The sequence below is a fragment of the Pseudomonas sp. PMCC200344 genome, assembly GCF_030053095.1.
Classification (GTDB): Bacteria; Pseudomonadota; Gammaproteobacteria; order Pseudomonadales; family Pseudomonadaceae; genus Aquipseudomonas; species Aquipseudomonas svalbardensis.
Map to the genome: position 1 here is coordinate 1843738 of NZ_CP125618.1, position 24467 is coordinate 1868204.

The window sequence follows — 24467 nt, forward strand, 5'->3', positions numbered from 1 at the left end:
TACCTACGATCCCAGTGCAGCGGAGACCGTTCCATGCCCGTTACCCCCAATATACTTCTCCAGGCCGCCGCGCAGGCCAAGACTCAAGCCGCTTCCGCCAATACACCGGCGCCGGCCGCTGAGCCTGGGGACAAGGCGTCCAGCTTCGCTCAGGTCTACGCCAATCAAGCCCGGAACAAACCCTCTGCAATGGGTGATGAATCGGCCAAGCCGATACGCGATAAAACGCCGGACAGCCCCGGCAAAAAGGACGTCAGCAACGACAAGTCTGCCGCCCCGGAACCTGCGGTTGCCGATAGCGGCAAATCCTTGCCCGCCGATAAACCGGCGCAGGCTGACGACAAGGCTGCCAGCGATGATGCGTCGGAGGCTGCCGAAACGCCGGTAGTCGACACCGCGCCGGTTGATCCAACCCTCGATCCTTCGTTACTGCCACCGTTGCAGGCAGTGGTGGCAACCCCCGTTCCGCAAGCCCCTCCAGTGGTCGCCACCGTGGCGCCGCAGGTCGAAGCGCCAGTTGCTGCGGCAGTGACGGCGGCGCCAGTTGCTGCTGCAACGGCGGATAGCGATTTCGATCCCGAAGCGGATCCTCTCGATGCATTGCCGGCCGTGCGTATGGCCATGGAGCAGGGCGGCCATATTTCGGCTGCGAGTCAGGCCCAGCCCAAAGCGGCACCGACCTCGGCAGAGGCCCAGGCAGACGGCGAGTCAACCTCGGCGCAGACCTTTGCCGCAGGCATGGCGAGCATGCTCAATGTGCAAGCCGACAAGGACAGCACCGGCCAGGGCGGCGACAAGGCCTTCAGTGGTCTTGTCGATGACGGTCTCAAGGACCTGAAGTCCGCGAGTAGCGATACCCGGGTCGACGATTTCGCCAACCGTCTGGCGGCACTGACCCAGGCGGCCACGCCAAAAACCGCCAACGCATTGCCGGTGAATCAACCGATCGCCATGCATCAGAGCGGCTGGACCGAAGAAGTAGTGAACCGGGTCATGTACCTGTCCAGTGCCAATCTCAAGGCCGCCGACATCCAGTTGCAACCGGCTGAACTGGGGCGGCTGGACATTCGGGTGAACATGGTTCCGGACCAGCAGACCCAAGTGACGTTCATGAGCGCCCATCCAAGCGTTCGCGAAGCGCTGGACGGGCAGATGCATCGCTTGCGTGACATGTTTGCGCAGCAGGGCATGGGCCAGGTTGACGTCAATGTGTCCGACCAGTCCCGCGGCTGGCAGGGCCAAGGGCAGGAACAGGCTCAGCAGGGCCAAAGCCAGGGGGGGCGCACCAACGCCAGCGGTGGTCGTCTCGATTCCATGGACGAAGAGCTTGCGCCAACAGCTGCCGAAGTAGCGGCCAGCACCACCAGCGTCATTGGCTCCAGCGCCGTCGATTATTACGCCTGATAATTCGCGGCGCCCCCTAAAAGATCGCAGCCTTCGGCAGCTCCTACAGGATGTACACATTCCAATGGAGCTGCCGAAGGCTGCGATCTTTTGATTTTCGGCCACGGTCGACTGTCCTTCCAGTTTTCCCTCAGACATTTCTGGCATAACACTTGCTCTTGCCTTGGCGTGCGACTGTGAAAACCCGAATAGTGACGGATTATTGGCATGGCGAAGAGCGAAGCAGCAGTAAAAGACCCCGCAACCAAAGGCAAACTCAAGCTGATCATTGTGATCGTGGTGGCCCTGCTGCTGGCGATCGGTTTGTCCGTGGGAGCGACCTGGTTCTTCATGCACAGCGCCCAGAGCAAGCCTGCCGCTGCGGCTGAAACCGCCCCGGTCGGCAAGCAGCCAGCGATTTTCGAGCCCATGGCTCCAGCCTTCGTGGCCAACTACAACCAGAACGGCCGTCAGCGCTACATGCAGGTGAGCATCACCATGCAGGGTCGCAATCAGGCCGATCTGGAAGCGCTCAAAGTCCACATGCCTGTCATCCGCAATAACCTGGTCATGCTGTTCTCCGGGCAAGACTTCGCCACCCTGGCGTCGCCGGTCGGCCAGGAAATGTTGCGTCAGAAAGCCACGGCCAGCGTCCAGGAAGTGGCGCAGAAAGAACTCGGCAAAGTGGTCATCGAACAGTTGCTTTTCACTAATTTCGTACTGCAGTAGGAACACGACATGGCCGTGCAGGACCTGCTGTCCCAGGATGAGATCGATGCGCTGTTGCATGGTGTCGACGATGGTCTGGTACAGACCGATACCGCTGCTGAACCCGGCAGTGTCAAAAGCTACGACCTGACCAGCCAGGATCGCATCGTCCGTGGACGCATGCCGACCCTGGAAATGATCAACGAGCGTTTCGCCCGTTACACCCGCATCAGCATGTTCAACATGCTGCGCCGCTCGGCGGACGTTGCCGTCGGTGGCGTGCAGGTGATGAAGTTCGGCGAATACGTGCACTCGCTTTACGTGCCGACCAGCCTCAACTTGGTCAAGATCAAACCGTTGCGCGGCACCGCACTGTTCATCCTCGACGCCAAACTGGTGTTCAAACTGGTGGACAACTTCTTCGGCGGCGACGGCCGTCACGCGAAGATCGAAGGGCGTGAATTCACCCCTACTGAACTGCGTGTGGTGCGCATGGTGCTGGAACAGGCCTTCGTCGATTTGAAGGAAGCCTGGCAGGCGATCATGGAAGTGAACTTCGAGTACATCAACTCGGAAGTGAACCCGGCCATGGCCAATATCGTCGGCCCGAGCGAAGCGATTGTGGTGTCGACCTTCCACATCGAACTCGATGGCGGTGGCGGCGACCTGCACGTGACCATGCCGTACTCGATGATCGAACCTGTACGCGAAATGCTCGATGCCGGCTTCCAGTCGGACCTCGACGATCAGGACGAGCGCTGGGTCAACGCCTTGCGCCAGGACGTGCTGGACGTTGACGTACCGATCGGTGCCACGGTTGCCCGTCGTCAGTTGCGCCTGCGGGACATTCTGCACATGCAGCCGGGGGACATTATCCCGATCGAGATGCCGGAAGAGATGATCATGCGCGCCAACGGCGTGCCTGCGTTCAAGGTCAAGATGGGGTCGCACAAAGGCAACCTCGCGTTGCAAGTGATCGAGCCGATCGAGCGCCGCTGACCGGCGCTCCAAACCCCCTGTGCTTTTAACTGACGGCTCCTGATTGAATGGATGCCCGCCGAGGACAAATTGATGGCTAACGATATGAACACCCAGGACGACCAGGCGCTGGCCGATGAATGGGCTGCTGCCCTGGAAGAAACCGGCGACGCCGGGCAGGACGACATCGACGCCTTGCTGGCCGCCGACGCCGCCAGTTCGCCGTCCAACCGTCTGCCGATGGAAGAGTTCGGCAGCGTGCCTAAAAACAACGAACCGGTCACCCTGGACGGTCCGAACCTGGACGTGATTCTCGATATCCCGGTGTCGATTTCCATGGAAGTTGGCAGCACCGACATCAATATCCGCAACCTGCTGCAGCTTAACCAGGGGTCGGTGATCGAGCTCGATCGTCTGGCCGGTGAACCGCTGGACGTGTTGGTCAACGGCACGCTCATCGCCCACGGTGAAGTGGTGGTGGTCAACGAGAAGTTCGGCATCCGCCTGACCGACGTGATCAGCCCAAGCGAACGCATCAAGAAGCTGCGCTGAGTGAAAAAGGTTCTGGGGTTAGCGCTTGCCTTGCCGTTCAGCGTTATGGCTGCCGAGCCGGTGGCGACGGCTGCCAGCGCCGCTGCACCCGCGGTCAGCAGCGGTGTAGCCGGGCAATTGACACAGTTGGTGTTCGGTTTGCTGCTGGTGCTGGGGTTGATCTTCTTCCTCGCCTGGTTGCTGCGTCGGGTGCAACAGGCCGGGCCGGCCGGCAAGGGGCAGGTGATCGAGCTGATCGGTTCCCGCGCGCTCGGCCCGCGTGACCGTCTGATGCTGGTGCAGGTCGGCAACGAGCAGATTCTGCTTGGCTTGAGCCCCGGCACCATCACCGCGTTGCATGTGCTCAAGGAGCCGGTGCAAGTGCCCAGCGGGACTGAAAAAGCGACCCCCGAGTTTGCCCAGCGCCTGATGGAGCTGATGGGCAAGGATCAGAAGGATAAGAAGTAATGGGTGCGTTACGCATCGTCTTAACGCTGGCCCTGATGCTGGCCGCGCCGCTGGCGTTCGCCGCCGATCCGTTGTCGATCCCGGCGATCACCCTGGGTACCAATGCCGAAGGCGCTCAGGAATATTCGGTCAGCCTGCAAATTCTGCTGATCATGACGGCGCTGAGTTTTATCCCGGCGTTCGTCATGCTGATGACCAGTTTCACCCGGATCATCATCGTCTTCTCGATCCTGCGTCAGGCCCTGGGCCTGCAGCAGACACCGTCTAACCAAATCCTCACGGGCATGGCGCTGTTCCTGACGCTGTTCATCATGGCGCCGGTATTCGACCGGGTTAATCAGGATGCCTTGCAGCCGTATCTGGCGGAGAAACTCACCGCTCAAGACGCCGTGGCCAAGGCGCAGGTGCCGATCAAGGATTTCATGCTCGCCCAGACTCGCAGCAGCGATCTGGAGTTGTTCATGCGCTTGTCCAAACGCACTGATATCGCGTCGCCGGATCAGGCGCCGCTGACCATCCTGGTTCCGGCGTTCGTCACCTCCGAGCTGAAAACCGCGTTCCAGATTGGCTTCATGATCTTCATTCCGTTCCTGATCATCGACCTAGTCGTGGCCAGTGTCCTGATGGCTATGGGTATGATGATGCTCTCGCCGCTGATCATTTCCCTGCCATTCAAGATCATGCTGTTCGTGCTGGTGGATGGCTGGGCGTTGATCATCGGTACGCTGGCGAGCAGCTTCGGCGGTGTATCGCCATGACGCCAGAAGTTGCGGTAGACATCTTCCGGGAAGCGCTGTGGCTGACCACCATGATGGTTGCCGTGCTGGTGATTCCGAGTTTGCTCGTGGGCCTGTTGGTGGCGATGTTCCAGGCCGCTACGCAGATCAACGAACAGACCCTGAGCTTTCTGCCGCGTCTGCTGGTGATGCTGGTGACGTTGATCGTCGCCGGTCCGTGGCTGGTGCAGACCTTCATGGAATACATCCTGCAGTTGTACGGCAGTATTCCTCAGGTCATCGGCTAAACCATGTCGCTGCTCCAGCTGACCGATACCCAGATCAGTACCTGGGTGGCGACGTTCATGCTGCCGCTGTTTCGTATCGGTGCCTTGCTGATGGTCATGCCGGTTTTCGGCACGACCCTGGTGCCCACGCGGGTGCGCCTTTATTTCGCCTTGGCGATTACGTTGGTCATCGCTCCCGGCCTGCCGCCGATGCCGCCGGTCAATGCGCTGGACTTGAGCGGGCTGCTGCTGATTGCCGAGCAGATCCTCGTCGGTGCAGTGTTGGGTTTCTCCTTGCAGCTGTTCTTCCAGGCCTTTGTGGTCGCGGGTCAGATCGTCTCCATTCAGATGGGCATGGGCTTTGCTTCGATGATCGACCCTACCAACGGCGTCTCGGTGGCGGTGATCGGGCAGTTCTTCACCATGCTGGTGACGCTGTTGTTCCTGTCGATGAATGGCCATCTGGTGGTATTCGAAGTCCTCACTGAAAGCTTCACTACGCTGCCGGTCGGTAGCGGGTTGATGGTCAATCATTTCTGGGAGCTGGCCGGCAAGCTCGGCTGGGTCCTCGGTGCCGCGCTGTTGCTGGTGTTGCCAGCGATCACTGCGTTGCTGGTGGTCAACATCGCCTTTGGCGTGATGACCCGGGCTGCGCCACAGCTGAACATCTTTTCCATCGGCTTCCCGCTGACGCTGGTACTCGGGCTGTTCATCGTCTGGGTCGGGCTGGCGGACATTATCAATCAGTATCAACCGCTGGCTTCCGAGGCCTTGCAGTTGTTACGCGAACTGGCACGGGCGCGCTGAGTCATGGCTGAGAGCGAAAGCGGTCAGGACAAAACAGAAGACCCCACGGACAAAAAGAAAAAGGACGCCCGTGAGAAGGGAGAGATTGCGCGCTCCAAAGAGCTGAATACCCTGGCGATCATGCTCGCCGGCGCTGGTGGCCTGCTGATTTTCGGTGGTGCGCTGGCGCAGGACCTGATGGAACTGATGCGCCTGAACTTCTCGCTGTCGCGGGAGGTGCTGTTGGATCAGCGCTCCATGGGCATCTATCTGCTGCACTCGGGGCAGATTGCCTTGCTGGCGATTCAGCCAGTGATGATCACTTTATTGCTCGCTGCTCTGATCGGGCCGATTTCGCTGGGTGGCTGGTTGTTCTCCGCCGGCACCATGGCGCCCAAGTTCAGTCGCATGAACCCCGGCGCCGGCCTCAAGCGCATGTTCTCGTCCAAGGCCATAGCGGAACTGCTTAAGGCCCTCGCAAAATTTTTCATCGTGTTGTTCGTGGCCCTGGCGGTGTTGTCCTCGGACATTGATGACCTGCTGCGCATCGCCCATGAGCCCTTGGACATGGCGATCATTCACAGCCTGCAAGTGGTCGGCTGGAGCACCCTGTGGATGGCCTGCGGGCTGATCATCATCGCCGCCGTGGACGTGCCGATACAGCTCTGGGAAAGCATCAAGAAACTGAAGATGACCAAGCAGGAAGTGCGCGACGAGCACAAGGACCAGGAAGGACGGCCGGAGGTCAAACAACGGATTCGCCAGCTGCAGCGCGAAATGTCCCAGCGCCGGATGATGGCGGCGATCCCCGACGCCGATGTGGTGATCACCAACCCGACCCACTACGCCGTAGCGCTCAAGTACGATCCGGACAAGGGTGGGGCGCCGATGCTGATCGCCAAGGGCAGCGACTTCCTGGCCTTGAAGATCCGTGAAATCGCTGTGGCCAACGAAGTGCTGCTGCTTGAGTCGCCGGCACTGGCACGTTCGATCTACTACTCCACCGAGCTTGACCAGGAAATTCCCGGCGGGCTCTACCTTGCCGTCGCCCAGGTGCTCGCTTACGTCTACCAGATCCGCCAGCATCGCGCCGGCAAGGGTAAGCGCCCGGATCCGCTCAAGGACGACCTGCCGATTCCGCCCGACCTGCGGCGCGATTCCTGAGAGCCGCCGTCCGTCTGAAAACGCTATGTACCTGTTAGTTCTGACAGTAGACACACTTCCTCTTAAGCGTTGTCATGGCCTTGGGAACTCTCCGGTTCGATGTCCTTGCCATGGTCGTTCAATGAGTGGATTGATCACTATGGATGGGCGTTCATTTAGGCATTTGAGGTTACGGTCATGGCAGAGCGTGAATACAGAAAGCTTCAAGGGATGGCGTTGGAATTTGTTTCGGGAGTCCTGGAGGAGGATCCGCTCGAGCGCACGATCAGTTACTCGGCTACGTTCGAAATGACGCTGGACTTTACGCATTTTGTGCAGATGGCCAATGCATATATTCCGGGTTATCTGAACAGCCCTATCAATGCGATTCGCCCCGAACTGGACGGGTTCGGCTACCACTATGCTTACAATTACTTCTTCGATGCTGCTGGCAATATTGGTGATAACCGCGCGTTGTTCGATGTCTTCACGTCCCCCCGTTATTACATGGATCAGTGGTCAAGTGGAGGGCTGGAGGAGTGTTATCACAAACCGCAATTCAGTGTGGTCGATGGCCGTTTGCAAGTTGTTGCGCGCAAGGACTTTCGTTGGGAGGACAAGCGTGAGATCAACGTCGAAGACCTGCCGGTCATTCCCTTTCAATGGGCGCTTAACCTCATGCTGGGGCACGACCTTTCTGGTCAGAAGGCACCTTTAACCATCGTGGTGCTCGGTTACGCTGAGGAGGATTTTGTAGAGGTGGAAGGTCTTCAAATGCATAGTGGTACGCGGTACATGGTCGGCAAGGCGCTTCATCTCGGTCCGATCCACAAAGAGCAGATTCTGACGGCGCGTTAATCCCTTTTGTAGCAGCTGTCGAGCCTGCGAGGCTGCGTCCGGCGGCGCAGCAGCCGTGAAACCTTACGAGGAGTTCGTCGAGCGCGATCCCGCCTCGAACGCTCGACAGCTGCTACAAAAGCTCAATAAATCCCTCTATTCCCCGCCTCCGCAAAAGTTGGAAGGCTTCTTGCAGTACCCGTCCCGCGCCCGCTTTCGGCGTCAAAAAGTTTGCTTCAAGGAACGGGGAATACCGGTGGATCGCTCTCAGTTACTCAACAGTGCTCGCACAAACGTTGCCGACTTAAGTCGGGGCAATCTGGGTGTGCCGTTGCTGCTGCTGGTCATGCTGGCGATGATGATGTTGCCGATCCCGCCGTTCCTGCTGGACGTGTTCTTCACCTTCAACATTGCCTTGTCGATCGTGGTGTTGCTGGTCTGCGTTTATGCCTTGCGACCGCTGGATTTCGCGGTGTTTCCGACCATTCTACTGGTGGCGACGCTACTGCGGCTGGCGTTGAACGTGGCCTCCACGCGGGTGGTGATGCTCCACGGTCAGGACGGTCACGCCTCCGCCGGTAAGGTGATCCAGGCCTTCGGCGAGGTGGTGATCGGCGGTAACTACGTGGTCGGTATCGTCGTCTTCGCGATTTTGATGATCATCAACTTCGTCGTGGTGACCAAGGGTGCCGGGCGGATTTCCGAGGTGAGTGCGCGTTTCACCCTCGATGCGATGCCCGGTAAACAAATGGCGATCGACGCCGACCTCAACGCTGGTCTGATCGATCAGGCTCAGGCCAAGGCCCGTCGTTCGGAAGTCGCCCAAGAGGCGGAGTTCTACGGTTCCATGGACGGTGCCAGCAAGTTCGTTCGCGGTGACGCCATTGCCGGCCTGCTGATTCTGTTCATCAACCTGATCGGCGGCATGGCGGTCGGTATCTTCCAGCACGGCATGACCTTCGGCGATGCCGGTCGGGTGTACGCCTTGTTGACCATCGGTGACGGTTTGGTGGCGCAATTGCCATCACTGCTGTTGTCGACTGCCGCAGCGATCATGGTGACTCGTGCGTCCGGCTCGGAAGACATGGGCAAACAGATCAATCGCCAGATGTTCGCCTCGCCGAAAGCGTTGGCAGTGGCGGCGGGTATTATGGCGGTCATGGGCCTGGTGCCCGGCATGCCACACTTCTCCTTTCTCAGCATGGCGGCCCTGGCGGCCGGCGGCGCGTACCTGTTCTGGAAGAAGCAGAACGTGGTCAAGGTTCAAGCTTTGCAGGAGGTCAAGCGTCAACAGGAACTGCTGCCATCGCCGGCTCGCGCTCAGGAAACCAAGGAGCTTGGCTGGGATGACGTCACTCCGATCGACATGATCGGCCTGGAAGTCGGCTACCGGCTGATTCCGCTGGTGGACCGCAATCAGGGTGGTCAGTTGCTGGCGCGGATCAAGGGTGTGCGCAAGAAGCTGTCCCAGGATCTGGGCTTCCTGATGCCGACCGTGCATATCCGTGACAACCTCGACCTGGCGCCGAGCGCCTACCGCCTGACCCTGATGGGGGTGATCCTGGCTGAAGCGGAGATTTACCCGGACCGCGAACTGGCGATCAACCCGGGGCAGGTCTACGGTACGCTCAGCGGCATTACCGCCAAAGATCCGGCTTTCGGTCTGGAGGCGGTCTGGATCGAAGTCAGCCAGCGTGCCCAGGCGCAATCCCTCGGTTACACCGTGGTCGATGCCAGTACGGTAGTGGCAACCCACTTGAACCAGATTCTGTACAAACACTCGAGCGAGTTGATCGGTCACGAAGAAGTGCAGCAGCTCATGCAATTGTTGGCCAAAAGCTCGCCAAAACTGGCCGAAGAGCTGGTGCCGGGTGTGGTGTCTCTGTCGCAGCTGCTCAAAGTATTGCAGGCGTTGCTGGCCGAACAGGTGCCAGTACGGGACATTCGCAGCATTGCCGAAGCCATCGCAAACAATGCCAGCAAGAGTCAAGATACTGCCGCGCTGGTGGCCGCGGTTCGCGTTGGCGTATCCCGCGCAATCGTCCAAAGCATTGTAGGCACTGACTCCGAGCTGCCAGTGATCACCCTGGAGCCAAGGTTGGAACAAATATTGCTCAATAGTCTTCAGAAGGCAGGACAAGGCTCGGAAGAGGGTGTTCTGCTGGAGCCAAGCATGGCTGAGAAACTGCAACGCTCGTTGATCGATGCGGCGCAGCGTCAGGAAATGCAAGGTCAACCGGTGATTCTGTTGGTAGCCGGTCCGGTTCGCGCGATGCTGTCGCGATTCGGCCGATTGGCAGTCCCGGGTTTGCATGTGTTGGCTTACCAGGAAATTCCTGACAACAAGCAAGTGACCATCGTTGCGACAGTAGGGCCCAACGGCTGAGGTAGTGGTTTATGCAAGTTAAGCGTTTTTTCGCCGCCGATATGCGTCAGGCCATGAAACTGGTTCGTGATGAGCTGGGCGCTGATGCCGCCATCATTGGCAACCGCCGGATCGCCGGTGGTGTCGAGCTGACGGCTGCCCTGGATTACAAGTTGTCGGCGCTGGCCCCGCGCGTTCCGAACATGGAACTCGAAGACGAGCTGCGCAAGACCCAATCGCGGATCGTCACCGCCCAGGCCGAACTGAGCCTGCGCAGCGATGGCGAGAGCGATAAGTCCACCAATCGCCAATTGTTCGCCGGCCTGCCACTGACCGCCGCCGAGCCGCTGATCGAGCCAACCTACACCGAACCCCGTCGTCCTGCACCGGCTGCGGCACCTGCCTCCGGTGGCGTCGACCCACGGGCGTTCGACTCGATGCGTTTCGAACTCAACAGCCTGCGCGAACTGATGGAAGTGCAACTCGGCTCCCTGGCCTGGAATCAGCTGCAAGGCAGCCGTCCGGCCCAGGCCAATCTTTGGCGTCGCCTGCAACGCATCGGTCTGTCCGGCCCGTTGTCGCGTGATTTGCTGGCGCTGATTACCGATATTGAAGAACCTCGTCAGGCCTGGCGCATGTTGCTGGCACACCTGGCGCGGATGATCGCCACACCGGAAGTCGAGCCTTTGGAAGAGGGCGGCGTGATTGCCATGGTCGGCCCCGCCGGCATGGGCAAGACCACCACCCTGGCCAAACTCGCGGCCCGTTACGTGCTCAAGTACGGCGCGCAGAACATCGCGCTGGTCAGCATGGACAGCTACCGTATTGGTGCTCAGGAACAACTCAAGACGTTGGGCCGGATCCTCAATGTGTCGGTGACGCATGTCGATCCGGGCCAATCGCTGGTGCAGGCGCTGGAGCCCTTGCTGCGCAAACGCGTGGTGCTGATCGATACCGCGGGCCTTCAGGCCAGCGATCCGGCACTGCGCATGCAGCTCGAAAGCCTGGCTGGTCGTGGCATCAAATCAAAAAATTATCTGGTGTTGGCAACCACCAGCCAGAAACAGGTTCTAACGGCCGCTTATCACAGTTACAAGCGTTGTGGGCTCGCTGGCTGCATCCTGACTAAACTGGATGAAACGGCAAGTCTGGGCGAGGTGTTGAGCCTGGCCATCAGTCATGAATTGCCGGTGGCCTACCTGACCGATGGCCCGCGGATTCCGGATGATTTGCATCTACCGCGTCGTCATCAGTTGGTCAGTCGCGCCGTCAGCGTGCAAATGCAAGAAGAACCCAGCGAAGAAGCCATGGCTGACATGTTCGCTGATATTTACCACAGCCCGACCAAGCAGGTCGGCTGAGGTATTAATGAACAGTTTTTGTACCTACATCGATGGTCTGCCATGCATTGTTCAGTTAGTGAACGCGCAGCCAGTAATGTGGCCTCCGTCTAAGTAAGACAAGGTAAAGAAAATTCATGGGCAGCATGCATCCCGTACAGGTGATCGCGGTGACCGGCGGCAAAGGTGGCGTCGGGAAGACTAACGTGTCAGTGAACTTGTCCCTGGCTCTAGCTGAGCTCGGCCGGCGCGTCATGCTGTTGGACGCCGATCTGGGGCTGGCGAACGTCGACGTCCTGCTGGGACTGACACCCAAACGTACTTTGGCCGACGTGATCGAAGGCCGCTGCGAGCTGCGCGACGTACTGTTGCAAGGCCCTGGCGGCATTCGCATCGTCCCGGCCGCGTCCGGCACACAGAGCATGGTTCATTTGAGCCCGGCCCAACACGCCGGCCTGATCCAGGCGTTCAGCGATATCGGCGACAACCTCGACGTGCTGGTGATCGACACCGCTGCGGGCATTGGAGACTCGGTCGTCAGTTTCGTTCGCGCAGCGCAAGAAGTCTTGCTGGTGGTCTGCGACGAACCGACCTCGATCACAGATGCCTACGCACTGATCAAACTGCTGAACCGCGATTACGGCATGAACCGCTTCCGGGTCCTGGCTAACATGGCCCAGAGCCCGCAGGAAGGTCGCAACCTGTTCGCCAAGTTGACCAAGGTCACGGATCGCTTCCTTGACGTCGCCTTACAATACGTCGGCGCGGTGCCTTACGACGAAAGTGTGCGCAAGGCTGTGCAGAAGCAGCGCGCCGTTTACGAAGCCTTCCCGCGGTCCAAGTGCTCACTGGCGTTCAAGGCCATTGCACAGAAGGTCGATACCTGGCCGCTGCCTGCCAACCCGCGTGGGCACCTGGAGTTTTTCGTCGAGCGCCTCGTGCAACAAACGGCAGGACCCGTGCTATGACAGCCAGTGGCTACAACCTCTACAAGAAGTCGGCACGTGACGCGCAGTACGAGCTGATCGAGCGTTACGCGCCACTGGTTAAACGCATTGCCTACCACTTGCTGGCGCGTCTGCCAGCCAGTGTTCAGGTGGAAGATCTGATCCAGGCCGGGATGATCGGCCTGCTTGAAGTGTCGACCAAATACGACGCCAGCAAAGGCGCGAGTTTCGAGACGTACGCGGGCATTCGAATCCGTGGCGCGATGCTCGATGAAGTACGCAAGGGGGACTGGGCGCCACGTTCGGTCCACCGCAATACCCGGATGGTCAGCGACGCCATTCGCTCGATTGAAGCTAAAACCGGCCGTGACGCTAAAGATCACGAGGTTGCGGCCGAACTCCAATTGAGTCTCGACGATTATTACGGGATTTTGAACGACACCCTGGGCAGCCGCTTATTCAGTTTCGACGATCTGTTGCAGGACGGCGAACACGAAGGGCTGCACGAGGATGGCGCCAGTGCTCATCTGGAGCCGTCGCGCGATCTGGAAGATGAACGCTTCCAGGCAGCGCTGGCGGACGCGATTGCCAATTTGCCGGAGCGTGAGCGACTGGTGTTGGCGCTGTACTACGACGAAGAGTTGAATCTCAAGGAAATCGGTGAGGTCCTGGGGGTCAGCGAATCTCGGGTCAGCCAGTTACACAGCCAGTGCGCGGCCCGTTTGCGGGGGCGTTTGGGGGAGTGGCGAGCGCGCTGAAGGCAGTGTGGGGACACTGCGAACGCGGCTGGTGGGGTGTTGAACCGTACCGGTCCCGATCTGTTGTGCTCCAGACAGTCACTGAGTGCTTTGCCGGATTGATTGAAATGGCGCGTCCAGGTGCTGGGCGCGTTTAAGACTGCTTGGAGGTCGAATTGGACAAGAACATGAAAATCCTCATCGTTGATGACTTCTCAACGATGCGGCGGATCATTAAAAACCTGTTGCGTGACCTTGGGTTCACCAACACGGTCGAGGCCGACGATGGCACTACTGCCATTCCGGTTCTCAACAGCGGCAGCATCGACTTTCTGGTAACAGACTGGAACATGCCTGGCATGACCGGTATCGATCTGCTGCGCCACGTGCGTGCCGATGAAAAGCTCAAGCACCTGCCGGTGCTGATGGTGACCGCTGAAGCCAAGCGCGAGCAGATCATCGAGGCAGCCCAGGCCGGTGTTAACGGCTATGTGGTCAAGCCTTTCACGGCCCAGGCGTTAAAAGAAAAAATCGAGAAGATTTTCGAACGCATCGGTTGATGTGCGAAGCCACTGCGCCACGGGGGAGCTATGGAGCATAACGAGTCTTCACAGGGCGATTTTGAATCGACTCTGAAAAAACACGCGGTCGAACTGGTCGAAAGCCTTGAAAAAGGCAGGTTCGGCGACGCTGTGCAACTGATCCATGAGCTCAATCAGACCCGTGACCGTGGGCTGTATCAGGAAGTGGGCAAGCTCACTCGCGAGCTGCATAGCGCGATCGTCAATTTCCAGATTGACCCGCACATGCCGCAAGCCGAGGAAGTCTCGCAGATCACGGATGCCACCGAGCGTCTGGGTTATGTGGTCAAGCTGACCGAGGCTGCTGCCAACCGCACCATGGACCTGGTGGAAAACGCCACGCCGCTGGTCAACGGCCTGAGCAACGAAGCCCAGGCCTTGAGCACCGACTGGGGACGGTTCATGCGTCGCGAAGTCGGGGCTGAAGAGTTCCGCGAGCTGGCCCGGCGAGTCGACGGTTTCCTGACACGCAGCAGCGAAGACAATCGCGTTGTGTCGAGCAACCTCAACGACATTCTGCTCGCTCAGGATTACCAGGACCTCACCGGTCAGGTGATCAAGCGCGTGACCCAATTGGTCACCGAAGTTGAAAGCAACCTGCTCAAGCTCGTGCTTATGGCCAGTCAGGTGGACCGCTTTGCGGGCATCGAACATGACCGTGAAGCGATGCTGGCAGAAAAAGATCCGCAAAAACATCTCTCTCAGGGTGAAGGTCCGCAGATTCATGCCGATAAAAGAGAAGACGTTGTGTCCGGTCAGGACGATGTAGACGATTTGCTTTCCAGCCTTGGATTCTAGGAGCACCCCTACACATGAGCTTCGGCGCCGATGAAGAGATCCTTCAGGATTTCCTGGTTGAGGCCGGCGAGATTCTAGAGCAACTGTCCGAACAGCTGGTCGAGCTTGAAAGCCGACCTGATGATGCGGACTTGCTCAATGCAATTTTTCGCGGTTTTCACACTGTAAAAGGAGGCGCCGGCTTCCTCCAGCTCAACGAGCTGGTGGAGTGCTGTCACATCGCCGAGAACGTGTTCGACATCCTGCGCAAGGGTGAACGTCGCGTCGACTCGGAACTGATGGACGTGGTTCTCGAAGCGCTGGATGCGGTGAACGGCATGTTTACCGAAGTCCGCGAGCGCAGCCCGATCACGGCTGCCACGCCTGAACTGCTGGCAGCTCTGGCCCGTCTGGCCGAGCCGCAAACCGCCGATGAAACGGCACCGGTCGCCGAGGTGGTGGAAGAACCTGCCGCCGAGAGCGAATCGGGTGACATCACCGATAACGAATTCGAACAACTGCTGGACTCGCTGAACGCCGTCAAGGCTCAGGCAGAAGCCCCGGCGGCTGTGCCAGCGCCGAGCAGCAATGCAGCGGGCAGCGACGAAATTACCGATGCCGAGTTCGAGTCGTTGCTCGATCAACTGCACGGTAAAGGCCAGTTCGCCGTCGATGCGGTGGCCCCGGCGCCAGCCGCACCGGCTGCCCCGAAAGCGGCAGGCGACAGCTCCGATATCACCGACGACGAGTTCGAAGCACTGCTCGATCAGCTGCACGGCAAGGGTAACTTTGCCGTTGATGCGCTGGAATCGGCCATTGCTGCGGTGCCGGCCCCGGCTGCGCCCACCGCTAAAGCGGCTGGGGGCGATCTGATCTCCGATCACGAGTTCGAATCGCTGCTCGACGAATTGCACGGCAAAGGCAAGTTCACTGAAGTCGGTACCGCGTCGGGCGCCAGCGCTTCGGTTGCGGCGCCCATTGCCAAGGCTGTTGCACCGAAACCCGTTGCCAAAGCGCCCGAGCCTAAAGCCGAAGCGCCGAAGCCTGCCGCTGCTGCCCCGGCTCCGGCTCGTGCTCCGTCCGCGCCGCCACCGGAAAAACCGGCCAGCGAAGCAGAGACCACTGTGCGGGTCGATACCGCGCGTCTCGACGAAATCATGAACATGGTCGGCGAGTTGGTACTGGTGCGTAACCGTTTGGTCCGTCTGGGCCTCAACAGCGGCGACGAAGCCATGTCCAAGGCCGTGTCGAACCTCGACGTGGTCACGGCCGACCTGCAAACCGCGGTCATGAAGACCCGGATGCAACCGATCAAGAAGGTCTTCGGGCGCTTCCCGCGTCTGGTTCGCGACCTGGCTCGCCAGCTCAAGAAAGAGATCAACCTGGAACTGGTCGGCGAAGAAACCGATCTCGACAAGAACCTCGTCGAGGCCCTGGCCGACCCGCTGGTCCACTTGGTGCGCAACTCGGTCGACCACGGTATTGAAGAGCCGGCCGAGCGTGAAGCGATGGGCAAGCCTCGCAGCGGCAAGGTGATCCTGTCCGCTGAACAGGAAGGCGACCACATCCTGCTGTCGATTTCCGATGACGGCAAGGGCATGGACGCCGATGTTCTGCGCGGCATTGCCGTGAAGAAAGGCTTGATGGACAAGGATGCAGCGGATCGCCTCAGCGAAACCGATTGCTTCAACCTGATCTTCGCGCCGGGTTTCTCGACCAAGACCGAAATTTCCGATGTCTCCGGACGCGGCGTGGGCATGGACGTGGTGAAAACCAAAATCGCCCAGCTCAACGGCACCATCAATATCTATTCGACCAAGGGCAAGGGCTCGAAGATCGTCATCAAGGTCCCGTTGACCCTGGCGATCATGCCGACGCTGATGGTCATGCTGGGCAACCAGGCGTTTGCGTTCCCGCTGGTGAACGTCAACGAGATCTTCCACCTCGACCTGTCGCGCACCAACGTGGTGGACGGCCAGGAAGTGGTGATCGTGCGGGACAAGGCGCTGCCATTGTTCTACCTCAAACGCTGGCTGGTCAGCTCCGCCGCTCATGAAGAGCAGCGCGAAGGCCATGTGGTGATCCTTTCGGTGGGCACTCAGCGGATCGGCTTCGTCGTCGATCAACTGGTGGGCCAGGAAGAAGTGGTCATCAAGCCATTGGGCAAAATGCTCCAGGGAACCCCGGGCATGTCCGGCGCCACCATCACCGGTGACGGCCGCATTGCGCTGATTCTCGATGTTCCGAGCATGCTCAAGCGTTACGCCGCACGGCGTATTTGATTCTGGTGGAGCGGGGCGACTGAGCCTCGCTCCGTCTAACGGAGTGTTTATGGCAGTTAAAGTCCTGGTGGTGGACGATTCGGGGTTTTTCCGCCGCCGCGTCTCGGAAATTCTTTCAGCGGATCCGAATATCCAGGTCGTCGGCACGGCGACCAACGGAAAAGAGGCGATTGATCAGGCGCTGGCCCTCAAGCCAGACGTAATCACCATGGATTACGAGATGCCGATGATGGATGGCATCACGGCAGTGCGGCACATCATGCAGCGCTGCCCGACCCCGGTGTTGATGTTCTCCTCGCTGACCCACGAAGGCGCTCGGGTAACCCTCGACGCGCTGGACGCTGGCGCGGTGGATTTCCTGCCGAAAAATTTCGAAGACATCTCCCGTAACCCGGAGAAGGTCAAGCAACTGCTGTGCGAGAAGATTCTCAGCATCTCGCGCAGTAACCGTCGCGCCAACACCTACAGCGCTCCGGCACCTGTCGCCGCACCCGCCCCGACGCCTGCACCTGCCAGCGTCAGCAGCTACGGCAGCAGTGCGCCTGCGCGTCCGGCACCGGCTCCGATTCCGGCGCGTACGTACGCGCCAGCCTCGTCGTCGCCAACGCCGAAACGCAAAGCCTACAAACTGGTCGCCATCGGTACGTCCACTGGCGGCCCGGTTGCCCTGCAGCGGGTTCTGACCCAATTGCCGGCCAATTTCCCCGCACCGATCGTATTGATCCAGCACATGCCAGCTGCCTTTACCAAGGCCTTTGCCGAGCGTCTGGACAAGCTCTGCCGCATCAGCGTCAAGGAAGCCGAGGATGGCGACATCCTGCGTCCGGGCCTGGCGCTGCTGGCGCCGGGTGGCAAGCAAATGATGATCGACGGCCGTGGCGCGGTGAAGATCCTCCCGGGCGACGAACGTCTGAACTACAAGCCGTGCGTGGACATCACCTTTGGTTCCGCGGCCAAGTCTTACGGTGACAAAGTTTTGGCGGTCGTATTGACCGGCATGGGCGCCGATGGTCGCGAAGGCGCGCGTCTGCTCAAGCAGGGCGGCAGCTCGATCTGGGCTCAGGATGAAGCCAGCTGCGTGATCTACGGCATGCCGATGGCCATCGTCAAAGCCGAACTCGCCGACGCGGTGTACGGGCTGGACGATATCGGCAAGCATCTGGTCGAGGCTTGTATTTGATGGATGTTTTAAGCCTCATCGGGATCATCATGGCGTTCGTCGCCATCATTGGCGGCAACTACCTTGAAGGCGGCCACCTCGGCGCCTTGGCCAACGGCCCGGCGGCGTTGATCGTTATCGGCGGAACCGTCGGTGCGGCGCTGCTGCAGTCACCGATGAGCGCCTTCAAGCGCTCCATGCAGATACTGGCCTGGATCCTGTTCCCTCCACGCATCGACCTCGCCGGTGGCGTCGATCGCGTCGTCAACTGGAGCCTGACCGCACGCAAGGAAGGCCTGCTGGGTCTGGAAGGGGTGGCCGACGCCGAACCTGACAACTACTCGCGCAAAGGTCTGCAACTGCTGGTGGACGGCGCCGAGCCGGAAGCGATTCGCAGCATCCTGGAAGTGGATTTCTACACTCAGGAAAGCCGCGACATCGAAGCCGCCAAGGTCTTCGAAAGCATGGGTGGCTACGCGCCGACCATCGGCATCATCGGTGCGGTGATGGGCCTGATCCACGTGATGGGCAACCTGGCCGATCCATCGCAACTGGGTAGCGGCATTGCCGTGGCCTTCGTCGCGACCATCTACGGCGTGGCCAGTGCCAACCTGGTGCTGCTGCCGATTGCCGCCAAACTCAAGTCCGTCGCTTTGCGGCAGTCGCGTTATCGCGAAATGTTGTTGGAAGGCATTCTGTCGATCGCCGAAGGTGAAAACCCTCGCTCTATTGAGTTGAAGCTTCAGGGCTTCATGGATTGATGGGGGTAATGGACTATGGCTCGTCGTCGGCAACCTGAAGAACATGTAAACCATGAGCGTTGGCTGGTTTCATACGCCGACTTCATTACGTTGCTGTTCGCTTTCTTCGTGGTGATGTACTCGATCTCTTCGATCAACGAAGGCAAGTACAAGGTCATTTCCGAAGCGTTGATCGGGGTGTTTACCGATTCCGACCGCGCCCTCAAGCCGATCCCGATCGGCGACGAGCGACCGAAGACCGTGACCCCGGCCAAGCCGCTGGTTAAAGACGCCGAGCAGGTCGACGCCGGTATCGCGGGTGCCAGCGATCCGCTCAAAAGCATCGCCGACGACATCAGCGCCGCGTTTGGCGACTTGATCAGCTCCAACCAGATGACCATTCGCGGCAACGAGCTGTGGGTCGAGATCGAACTCAATTCCAGCCTGTTGTTCGGCAGCGGCGACGCCATGCCCAGCGACATCGCGTTCAACATCATCGACAAGGTTGCCGCGATTCTGAAACCGTTCGACAACCCGATTCACGTCGAAGGTTTCACTGACGATCAACCGATCCGCACCGCGCAATACCCGACCAACTGGGAGCTGTCCTCGGCCCGCTCGGCAAGCATCGTGCGCATGCTGGCAATGCAGGGTGTAAACCCCGGTCGCCTGGCGTCGGTGGGTTACGGCGAGTTCCAGCCAGTGGCCAACAACGCGACTGCCGAGGGCCGGGCGCGTAACCGTCGGGTGGTGCTGGTGGTGTCACGAAATCTTGATGTACGCCGCAGCCTCACGGGTACCGGAACCACCAATGCGAAACCGGATGCTGCGTTGAAGCGTGCTGGCACACAAACTGCACCGACCCCGGTCAAGTCGCCGGGACGAGAGAGTGCCGTCAATTCTCCGTCACCCGCATTAATACGTTGAGCTATTTCTCGGTCGACCATTTCGACCGGGAGGAACAATCCGAATGAGAGTCTGGGCAGTCGCCAATCAAAAGGGTGGTGTCGGTAAAACCACTTCCTCTATCGCTTTAGCCGGTTTACTGGCCGAGGCGGGCAAGCGCGTGGTCGTGGTCGATCTCGACCCCCATGGCTCCATGACCAGCTACTTCGGTTACGACCCCGACAGCCTGGAACACAGCAGCTACGACCTGTTCCTGCATAAGGGCAGTGTGCCGCAAGGCCTGCCCGGTCAGTTGCTGTTGCCCACCAGCCACGAGAGTATTTCCCTGTTGCCGTCGAGCACCGCACTCGCGACTCTGGAACGGCAGTCGCCGGGTCAGAGTGGCCTGGGCCTGGTGATTGCCAAGAGCCTGGCGCAACTTTGGCAGGACTTCGATTACGCCGTGATCGACAGCCCGCCGTTGCTCGGCTTGCTGATGGTCAATGCCTTGGCGGCGAGCCAGCAATTGGTGATTCCGGTGCAGACCGAACACTTGGCGGTCAAAGGTCTGGAGCGCATGGTCAACACCCTGGCGATGATCAACCGTTCGCGTAAACAGGCGCTGCCGTTCAGCATCGTGCCGACCCTGTTTGACCGCCGCACGCAGGCGTCCCTCGGCACGCTGCGGGTATTGCGCGACAAGTACCCGGAAGAAATCTGGCAGGGCTACATTCCAGTCGATACGCGCTTGCGTGACGCCAGCCGTGCCGGCGTGACGCCTTCACAGTTCGACGGCAAGAGCCGTGGGGTGCTGGCTTATCGCGCGTTGCTCAAGCATCTGCTGGCAGCACAACTTGTTCCGCAGGTGGCGTGAGATGAACCGCCCGGTAAAAACCACCTCGCGCCCGCAACTGGCTCTCCAGTCTTATCTGGACAGCTTGCTGATGGAGGCGACTGAAGAGTTGCCGCCGGAAATCGAAGCGCTGGTTGAAATCGTTGAGGTTGTTGAAGCGGTCGAAGTTGAAGCTGCGCTGGACGAGTTCCAGGCAGCGGTGCTCGAAGAGCAGGCTCGCGATGCGCAGAAACCCGCCGTGGTTGCCGCGCCGGTAGCAGCGCCCGTGGCGAAAGCACCGGTAGCCGTGATCGAAGCACCAGCGCCGGTTCTCGCACCGATCTCGACCATCGCCCCGCTGCTGCAAGCCTTGGTGCCACCGGTGGTCGACGTCCACCTGCCACCGAGCAACACGCCACCACCAGTGGAAATCGATGGTCGCCCGTCCTGGGCCGCCGAGCCATTCGAATGCCTGTTGTTCGATGTCGCCGGGCTGACCCTGGCCGTGCCGCTGGTGTGTCTGGGCTCGATTTATTCTTTGGCCGGTCACGAGCTGACACCGCTGTTCGGTCAACCGGAGTGGTTCCTCGGGATCCTGCCGAGCCAGGCCGGCAACCTGAAAGTATTGGACACCGCGCGTTGGGTCATGCCCGACCGTTACCGCGACGATTTCCGCCAGGGCCTGCAATACGTTATTTCGGTTCAGGGCTACGAATGGGGGCTGGCGGTGCATCAGGTCAGCCGCTCGTTGCGCCTGGACCCGAACGAAATCAAATGGAGAAGTCATCGAGGTCAGCGGCCATGGCTCGCCGGCACGGTGATTGAGCACATGTGTGCGCTGCTGGACGTTTCCGCCCTGGCCGAGTTGATCGCCAGCGGTGGGGCAAAGCACATGAGCGGCACCACGCCGACTCACAAACCAACATAACAAACACGCGACGGCAGTCACTGCCGCTGCACAGAACACACACCGCTAGGGCGGTTTTTCGAGGGGTCAGGGTATGAATGATAAGGCGACGGCTGCAAAGGGTTCCGAAGATCCGATCCTGCAATGGGTAACCTTCAAGCTGGACAATGAAACCTACGGCATCAACGTGATGCGCGTTCAGGAAGTCTTGCGTTACACCGAAATCGCCCCGGTCCCGGGTGCTCCGAGCTACGTGCTGGGCATCATCAACCTGCGCGGTAACGTGGTCACCGTGATCGACACCCGTCAGCGCTTCGGCCTGATGAATGCCGAGATCAGCGACAACACCCGTATCGTCATCATCGAAGCCGACAAGCAAGTCGTTGGGATCATGGTCGACAGCGTGGCCGAAGTGGTTTACCTGCGTCAGTCGGAAATCGAGACCGCACCGAACGTCGGTAACGAAGAATCCGCCAAGTTCATTCAAGGCGTATGCAACAAGAACAACGAACTGCTGATCCTGGTCGAGCTGGACAAGATGATGAGCGAAGAAGAATGGTCGGACCTGGAGAACATCTGATTGATTCTTGAGGTGGCGGTCATTGTCCTGTTCCTCTTTTGGGCAGGCACGCTGGCGATGTTTCTGGCGTACATACGAGGCCAACGACTGATCGCCGCGCAACAGGCTCAGGGCGATGCGCTGCGCGATCAGCGCATCAAGGATCTGGGCAAGCGTGTCGACGACTACCAGAGCGGCATCGTGCGCATGGGTGAAGACCTGCACGAACTGCGCGCGGTGATTGGCCCGTTGCCAGACAAACTGGCTCAGCTGGAACAGCGCGATCCGTCGAGCCTGTCGTTTGCCCAGGCGGCAAAACTGGTCGGTATGGGCGCGAGCGTCGATGAACTGACTCAGTCCTGCGGGTTGACCCAGGCTGAGGCGGAGTTGATGAGTAAGTTGCACAAGAACTGATTGTTGCGATTCAGCCGAGATCGCTATTCGCGAGCAAGCCCGCTCCCACAGTGGATCGGTGGTGGACACAGAATGTGTAAACGCCGCCAATCCACTGTGGGAGCGGGCTTGCTCGCGAAGGCGTCCTCGAAACCTCAGTAATCATCCCCGCGATCAGTAATATCTTTCTCGACCATCGCCGCATTCGGATCATGCCCCGCCGGAAACTTACCCTTCAAATTCCACGCAAACGCAATAATCTCGGCAATCGTGCGATACAACTCCTCCGGAATACTCTCCCCCAATTCCATCCGCGCCAGCAGTTTCACCAGCTCGGCGTTTTCGTAGATGGGCACTTCATAATCGCGGGCAATCTTCAGAATGGCTTCGGCCAGTGCTTCGTCACCTTTGGCCGTGAGGGTAGGGGCGTGGCTGCCGTCGTATTTGAGGGCGATGGCTTGGCGCGGGGTGTTGGGGTTTCTCATGCGGTTTCGTCGACCCAGCGTTGTTCGAGACGGGTTTGAGGGCCTTGTGGCGGTGTGCCGAGATGGCAAGCGAGATCGCCGACATTCAGGCCGGACGCCAGCAGCCGCTGACGCAGTTCGGTCAGGTGACTTTCGATCAGGCTGGCGGTGTACGGGCGTTCGGCCCACAGCTGGCTGGACAGGCTGCCTTTGATCAGTTGTGCCTGAATCTGCAGCGGGCCTAATGGCTCCATGTCGAACGCCAGGTCCACTCGCCACAGTTGTTGTTTGGGTTCGCGCTCGTCGCGGCGTTCGTTTTGCTGTTCTTTCTCGGGCGCTTCTTCGCGCTGGAACTTGACCTGCAACGGCACGATGTCCTGCAGATTGCGCATCGGGATTTCCAGTTGCCAGGTACTCATCAACCGTCCGTCGTCAGTGACGCCGGTCTGTTCCAGGCTCGACAGTTGATGGCTTTGCAGGCGCGAAACCGCCGCTGCTGCCAAACGCAGCAAGTGCTCGAGATCGCCTTCGCCGTCCATGCTCTGTAACAGGCGCTCGGGCAGCGGGAAGCTGGTTGGCTGCGGTTTGGCGCTGACCTGGCCGAGCATGCCGAGGGCGCTGCGCACGTAGTTCGGCATGGCCTGGGCCAGTGTGTTGGCGGCAATGATCGCGTTGAGATTGGTGTTGGCCGGCAGGCCTGGCGTCAGTTGTGCGATCAGCTTGAGCAGATCGCCTTTCATGTCCGGGGCCAGCGTCGAGTTATGACCGCTGAGCAGTTTGGCTTCAAGGAACAGCCCGCTATTGGCCAGTGCCTGGGCCAGCCCCTTTGGCGTGCTGAGTTGTTGAACATCGGGCAGGCCGGCGAGCAACTTGTCGACGGCGGCACGCAGATCACTGGACGTCTGGTTCGAGGACGGCAGGTTTTGCAGGAGTTTGAGCAGGCCATCCAGCGAGCCTTGGCGGCTCTGTTGGTTGACCAGTTGTTGGGTCACCGCCAATTGCTCCTGGCGGCTGCTCAATGGCACGAACTTCAATGTCTGGGTGTCCTGCACCAGCGCACTCAGCAAAGTGCCGATGCGCAGCGGCGTCGGGCTGTCGATGCTCAGGGTGCTGCCGCTCAACGCGGTGTTGAGCAAGCTCACCATCGAGCGAAACACCGTCGGCTGGCCTGGCACCTGCGGCAACACCTGAGAGGTCAGTACTTTGCCTTGAAGCAGGGTGCCGACGGGCAGTTGCGCCGTGTCGATACGGGTGAGGGTGGCAACGCTGGAGGCGATGGCCTGTTGCACGGTGACGGCCAGATTACCCGCCGATGGCTGGGTGATCGCCAGGCTGGTGCCCTGAGGCAGTGGTTGCGTGCTGGTAGCCTGGACCGTGGTCTGACGGCCGCTGTCGAGGGTGACCTTGAGCAACAGTTGAAAGGTCTGATCCGCCTGCTTGAGGGACAGCACTTCGGCCTTGGCGGTCTGACCTGCAGTGATCAGGCCCTCCATCGGCGTCAGTAACTTCAGCAGGTCGCCACTCACCACCAGAGGCCGCGAAGTCGCGGGGGTGGTCTGCGGTAGCGGGAGGATGTTCATTTCGCCTGTCATACGCGGTCACAACCTGAGGAAATTGCCCTCTTTAGAGTAGGGCATGGCATGTATAATGCCGCCCCGTTGT

Annotated in this window: 26 protein-coding genes; 24 read left to right on the plus strand and 2 right to left on the minus strand. The window is 59.8% G+C overall.

Annotation, left to right across the window (positions count from 1 at the left end; translation table 11 throughout):
* The first annotated feature begins 33 nt into the window (after window positions 1-33).
* The 24 genes from QFW87_RS08230 to QFW87_RS08345 all read left to right on the plus strand — a co-directional run bounded on the left by QFW87_RS08230 (window position 34) and on the right by QFW87_RS08345 (window position 22362).
* The gene (locus tag QFW87_RS08230; RefSeq protein ID WP_283190246.1) at window positions 34-1404 is read left to right on the plus strand and encodes a flagellar hook-length control protein FliK; all 1371 of its coding nucleotides are present in this window, start codon (window positions 34-36) and stop codon (window positions 1402-1404) included.
* Window positions 1405-1611: 207 nt separating this feature from the next.
* On the plus strand, window positions 1612-2112 hold the full coding sequence (fliL, locus tag QFW87_RS08235) for a flagellar basal body-associated protein FliL (protein ID WP_033055987.1): 501 nt from the start codon (window positions 1612-1614) through the stop codon (window positions 2110-2112).
* 9 nt (window positions 2113-2121) lie between these two features.
* Window positions 2122-3090, plus strand: coding sequence for a flagellar motor switch protein FliM (gene fliM / locus QFW87_RS08240; protein ID WP_283190247.1), 969 nt, complete (start codon window positions 2122-2124; stop codon window positions 3088-3090).
* A 72-nt stretch (window positions 3091-3162) separates the two neighbouring features.
* On the plus strand, window positions 3163-3621 hold the full coding sequence (gene fliN, locus QFW87_RS08245; RefSeq protein ID WP_129442187.1) for a flagellar motor switch protein FliN: 459 nt from the start codon (window positions 3163-3165) through the stop codon (window positions 3619-3621).
* A complete protein-coding gene (fliO, locus tag QFW87_RS08250; RefSeq protein ID WP_283183566.1) occupies window positions 3622-4068 on the plus strand; it encodes a flagellar biosynthetic protein FliO in 447 nt (148 codons plus the stop codon).
* Window positions 4068-4826, plus strand: a complete 759-nt coding sequence (fliP, locus tag QFW87_RS08255) for a flagellar type III secretion system pore protein FliP (protein ID WP_283183567.1) — start codon at window positions 4068-4070, stop codon at window positions 4824-4826. The genes fliO and fliP overlap by 1 nt, the downstream gene beginning before the upstream one ends.
* Window positions 4823-5092, plus strand: coding sequence for a flagellar biosynthesis protein FliQ (gene fliQ, locus QFW87_RS08260; RefSeq protein ID WP_007948918.1), 270 nt, complete (start codon window positions 4823-4825; stop codon window positions 5090-5092). Before fliP ends, fliQ begins: the two co-directional genes overlap by 4 nt.
* 3 nt (window positions 5093-5095) lie before the next feature.
* The gene (gene fliR / locus QFW87_RS08265) at window positions 5096-5878 is read left to right on the plus strand and encodes a flagellar biosynthetic protein FliR (protein WP_283183568.1); all 783 of its coding nucleotides are present in this window, start codon (window positions 5096-5098) and stop codon (window positions 5876-5878) included.
* 3 nt (window positions 5879-5881) lie between these two features.
* On the plus strand, window positions 5882-7021 hold the full coding sequence (gene flhB, locus QFW87_RS08270) for a flagellar biosynthesis protein FlhB (protein WP_283183569.1): 1140 nt from the start codon (window positions 5882-5884) through the stop codon (window positions 7019-7021).
* Between the two features lie 177 nt (window positions 7022-7198).
* Complete coding sequence (locus tag QFW87_RS08275) at window positions 7199-7858, plus strand: hypothetical protein (RefSeq protein WP_283190248.1); 660 nt, start codon at window positions 7199-7201, stop codon at window positions 7856-7858.
* Window positions 7859-8093: 235 nt separating this feature from the next.
* Window positions 8094-10223: a flagellar biosynthesis protein FlhA gene (flhA, locus tag QFW87_RS08280; RefSeq protein WP_283183571.1), complete on the plus strand. Its 2130-nt coding sequence runs from the start codon at window positions 8094-8096 to the stop codon at window positions 10221-10223.
* An 11-nt stretch (window positions 10224-10234) separates the two neighbouring features.
* Window positions 10235-11563, plus strand: coding sequence for a flagellar biosynthesis protein FlhF (gene flhF, locus QFW87_RS08285; protein ID WP_008155822.1), 1329 nt, complete (start codon window positions 10235-10237; stop codon window positions 11561-11563).
* Window positions 11564-11679: 116 nt separating this feature from the next.
* A complete protein-coding gene (gene fleN / locus QFW87_RS08290) occupies window positions 11680-12510 on the plus strand; it encodes a flagellar synthesis regulator FleN (RefSeq protein WP_008001746.1) in 831 nt (276 codons plus the stop codon).
* Window positions 12507-13247 carry an RNA polymerase sigma factor FliA gene (gene fliA, locus QFW87_RS08295; RefSeq protein WP_007894214.1) on the plus strand — a complete coding sequence of 247 codons (741 nt, stop codon included), beginning with the start codon at window positions 12507-12509 and terminating at the stop codon, window positions 13245-13247. Before fleN ends, fliA begins: the two co-directional genes overlap by 4 nt.
* A 167-nt stretch (window positions 13248-13414) precedes the next feature.
* Window positions 13415-13786, plus strand: a complete 372-nt coding sequence (locus QFW87_RS08300; RefSeq protein ID WP_003183998.1) for a chemotaxis response regulator CheY — start codon at window positions 13415-13417, stop codon at window positions 13784-13786.
* 30 nt (window positions 13787-13816) lie between these two features.
* Window positions 13817-14605, plus strand: coding sequence for a protein phosphatase CheZ (locus QFW87_RS08305; RefSeq protein ID WP_046046370.1), 789 nt, complete (start codon window positions 13817-13819; stop codon window positions 14603-14605).
* Between the two features lie 14 nt (window positions 14606-14619).
* Entirely contained in the window at window positions 14620-16866 is a 2247-nt protein-coding gene (locus QFW87_RS08310; protein WP_283190249.1) for a chemotaxis protein CheA, read from the plus strand.
* A 49-nt stretch (window positions 16867-16915) separates the two neighbouring features.
* On the plus strand, window positions 16916-18046 hold the full coding sequence (locus tag QFW87_RS08315) for a chemotaxis response regulator protein-glutamate methylesterase (RefSeq protein WP_283183574.1): 1131 nt from the start codon (window positions 16916-16918) through the stop codon (window positions 18044-18046).
* On the plus strand, window positions 18046-18786 hold the full coding sequence (locus tag QFW87_RS08320) for a flagellar motor protein (RefSeq protein ID WP_283183575.1): 741 nt from the start codon (window positions 18046-18048) through the stop codon (window positions 18784-18786). The genes QFW87_RS08315 and QFW87_RS08320 overlap by 1 nt, the downstream gene beginning before the upstream one ends.
* 15 nt (window positions 18787-18801) lie before the next feature.
* The gene (motD, locus tag QFW87_RS08325) at window positions 18802-19692 is read left to right on the plus strand and encodes a flagellar motor protein MotD (RefSeq protein WP_283190250.1); all 891 of its coding nucleotides are present in this window, start codon (window positions 18802-18804) and stop codon (window positions 19690-19692) included.
* A 43-nt stretch (window positions 19693-19735) separates the two neighbouring features.
* Window positions 19736-20524, plus strand: a complete 789-nt coding sequence (locus QFW87_RS08330; RefSeq protein ID WP_283183577.1) for a ParA family protein — start codon at window positions 19736-19738, stop codon at window positions 20522-20524.
* Between the two features lies 1 nt (window position 20525).
* Window positions 20526-21410: a CheW domain-containing protein gene (locus QFW87_RS08335; protein WP_283190251.1), complete on the plus strand. Its 885-nt coding sequence runs from the start codon at window positions 20526-20528 to the stop codon at window positions 21408-21410.
* A 73-nt stretch (window positions 21411-21483) separates the two neighbouring features.
* Entirely contained in the window at window positions 21484-21969 is a 486-nt protein-coding gene (locus tag QFW87_RS08340; protein ID WP_007946765.1) for a chemotaxis protein CheW, read from the plus strand.
* The gene (locus QFW87_RS08345) at window positions 21970-22362 is read left to right on the plus strand and encodes a DUF2802 domain-containing protein (RefSeq protein WP_283183579.1); all 393 of its coding nucleotides are present in this window, start codon (window positions 21970-21972) and stop codon (window positions 22360-22362) included. It begins immediately after the preceding gene.
* 134 nt (window positions 22363-22496) lie between these two features.
* On the opposite strand, the gene QFW87_RS08350 is transcribed toward QFW87_RS08345, so the two are convergent.
* Both QFW87_RS08350 and QFW87_RS08355 read right to left on the minus strand, forming a co-directional pair.
* Window positions 22497-22826 carry an EscU/YscU/HrcU family type III secretion system export apparatus switch protein gene (locus QFW87_RS08350; RefSeq protein WP_283190252.1) on the minus strand — a complete coding sequence of 110 codons (330 nt, stop codon included), beginning with the start codon at window positions 22824-22826 and terminating at the stop codon, window positions 22497-22499.
* Window positions 22823-24397, minus strand: coding sequence for a flagellar hook-length control protein FliK (locus QFW87_RS08355; protein ID WP_283190253.1), 1575 nt, complete (start codon window positions 24395-24397; stop codon window positions 22823-22825). The genes QFW87_RS08350 and QFW87_RS08355 overlap by 4 nt, the downstream gene beginning before the upstream one ends.
* Between the last annotated feature and the right edge of the window lie 70 nt (window positions 24398-24467).

Excerpts from the sequence above, each read along its gene's own strand:
- QFW87_RS08230 (WP_283190246.1), top strand. The coding sequence starts at position 34 with ATGCCCGTTACCCCCAATATACTTCTCCAGGCCGCCGCGCAGGCCAAG.
- fliL (WP_033055987.1), top strand. The coding sequence starts at position 1,612 with ATGGCGAAGAGCGAAGCAGCAGTAAAAGACCCCGCAACCAAAGGCAAA.
- fliM (WP_283190247.1), top strand. The coding sequence starts at position 2,122 with ATGGCCGTGCAGGACCTGCTGTCCCAGGATGAGATCGATGCGCTGTTG.
- fliN (WP_129442187.1), top strand. The coding sequence starts at position 3,163 with ATGGCTAACGATATGAACACCCAGGACGACCAGGCGCTGGCCGATGAA.
- fliP (WP_283183567.1), top strand. The coding sequence starts at position 4,068 with ATGGGTGCGTTACGCATCGTCTTAACGCTGGCCCTGATGCTGGCCGCG.
- fliQ (WP_007948918.1), top strand. The coding sequence starts at position 4,823 with ATGACGCCAGAAGTTGCGGTAGACATCTTCCGGGAAGCGCTGTGGCTG.
- fliR (WP_283183568.1), top strand. The coding sequence starts at position 5,096 with ATGTCGCTGCTCCAGCTGACCGATACCCAGATCAGTACCTGGGTGGCG.
- flhB (WP_283183569.1), top strand. The coding sequence starts at position 5,882 with ATGGCTGAGAGCGAAAGCGGTCAGGACAAAACAGAAGACCCCACGGAC.
- QFW87_RS08275 (WP_283190248.1), top strand. The coding sequence starts at position 7,199 with ATGGCAGAGCGTGAATACAGAAAGCTTCAAGGGATGGCGTTGGAATTT.
- flhF (WP_008155822.1), top strand. The coding sequence starts at position 10,235 with ATGCAAGTTAAGCGTTTTTTCGCCGCCGATATGCGTCAGGCCATGAAA.
- fleN (WP_008001746.1), top strand. The coding sequence starts at position 11,680 with ATGGGCAGCATGCATCCCGTACAGGTGATCGCGGTGACCGGCGGCAAA.
- fliA (WP_007894214.1), top strand. The coding sequence starts at position 12,507 with ATGACAGCCAGTGGCTACAACCTCTACAAGAAGTCGGCACGTGACGCG.
- QFW87_RS08300 (WP_003183998.1), top strand. The coding sequence starts at position 13,415 with ATGAAAATCCTCATCGTTGATGACTTCTCAACGATGCGGCGGATCATT.
- QFW87_RS08305 (WP_046046370.1), top strand. The coding sequence starts at position 13,817 with ATGGAGCATAACGAGTCTTCACAGGGCGATTTTGAATCGACTCTGAAA.
- QFW87_RS08310 (WP_283190249.1), top strand. The coding sequence starts at position 14,620 with ATGAGCTTCGGCGCCGATGAAGAGATCCTTCAGGATTTCCTGGTTGAG.
- QFW87_RS08315 (WP_283183574.1), top strand. The coding sequence starts at position 16,916 with ATGGCAGTTAAAGTCCTGGTGGTGGACGATTCGGGGTTTTTCCGCCGC.
- QFW87_RS08320 (WP_283183575.1), top strand. The coding sequence starts at position 18,046 with ATGGATGTTTTAAGCCTCATCGGGATCATCATGGCGTTCGTCGCCATC.
- motD (WP_283190250.1), top strand. The coding sequence starts at position 18,802 with ATGGCTCGTCGTCGGCAACCTGAAGAACATGTAAACCATGAGCGTTGG.
- QFW87_RS08330 (WP_283183577.1), top strand. The coding sequence starts at position 19,736 with ATGAGAGTCTGGGCAGTCGCCAATCAAAAGGGTGGTGTCGGTAAAACC.
- QFW87_RS08335 (WP_283190251.1), top strand. The coding sequence starts at position 20,526 with ATGAACCGCCCGGTAAAAACCACCTCGCGCCCGCAACTGGCTCTCCAG.
- QFW87_RS08340 (WP_007946765.1), top strand. The coding sequence starts at position 21,484 with ATGAATGATAAGGCGACGGCTGCAAAGGGTTCCGAAGATCCGATCCTG.
- QFW87_RS08350 (WP_283190252.1), bottom strand. The coding sequence starts at position 22,826 with ATGAGAAACCCCAACACCCCGCGCCAAGCCATCGCCCTCAAATACGAC.
- QFW87_RS08355 (WP_283190253.1), bottom strand. The coding sequence starts at position 24,397 with ATGACAGGCGAAATGAACATCCTCCCGCTACCGCAGACCACCCCCGCG.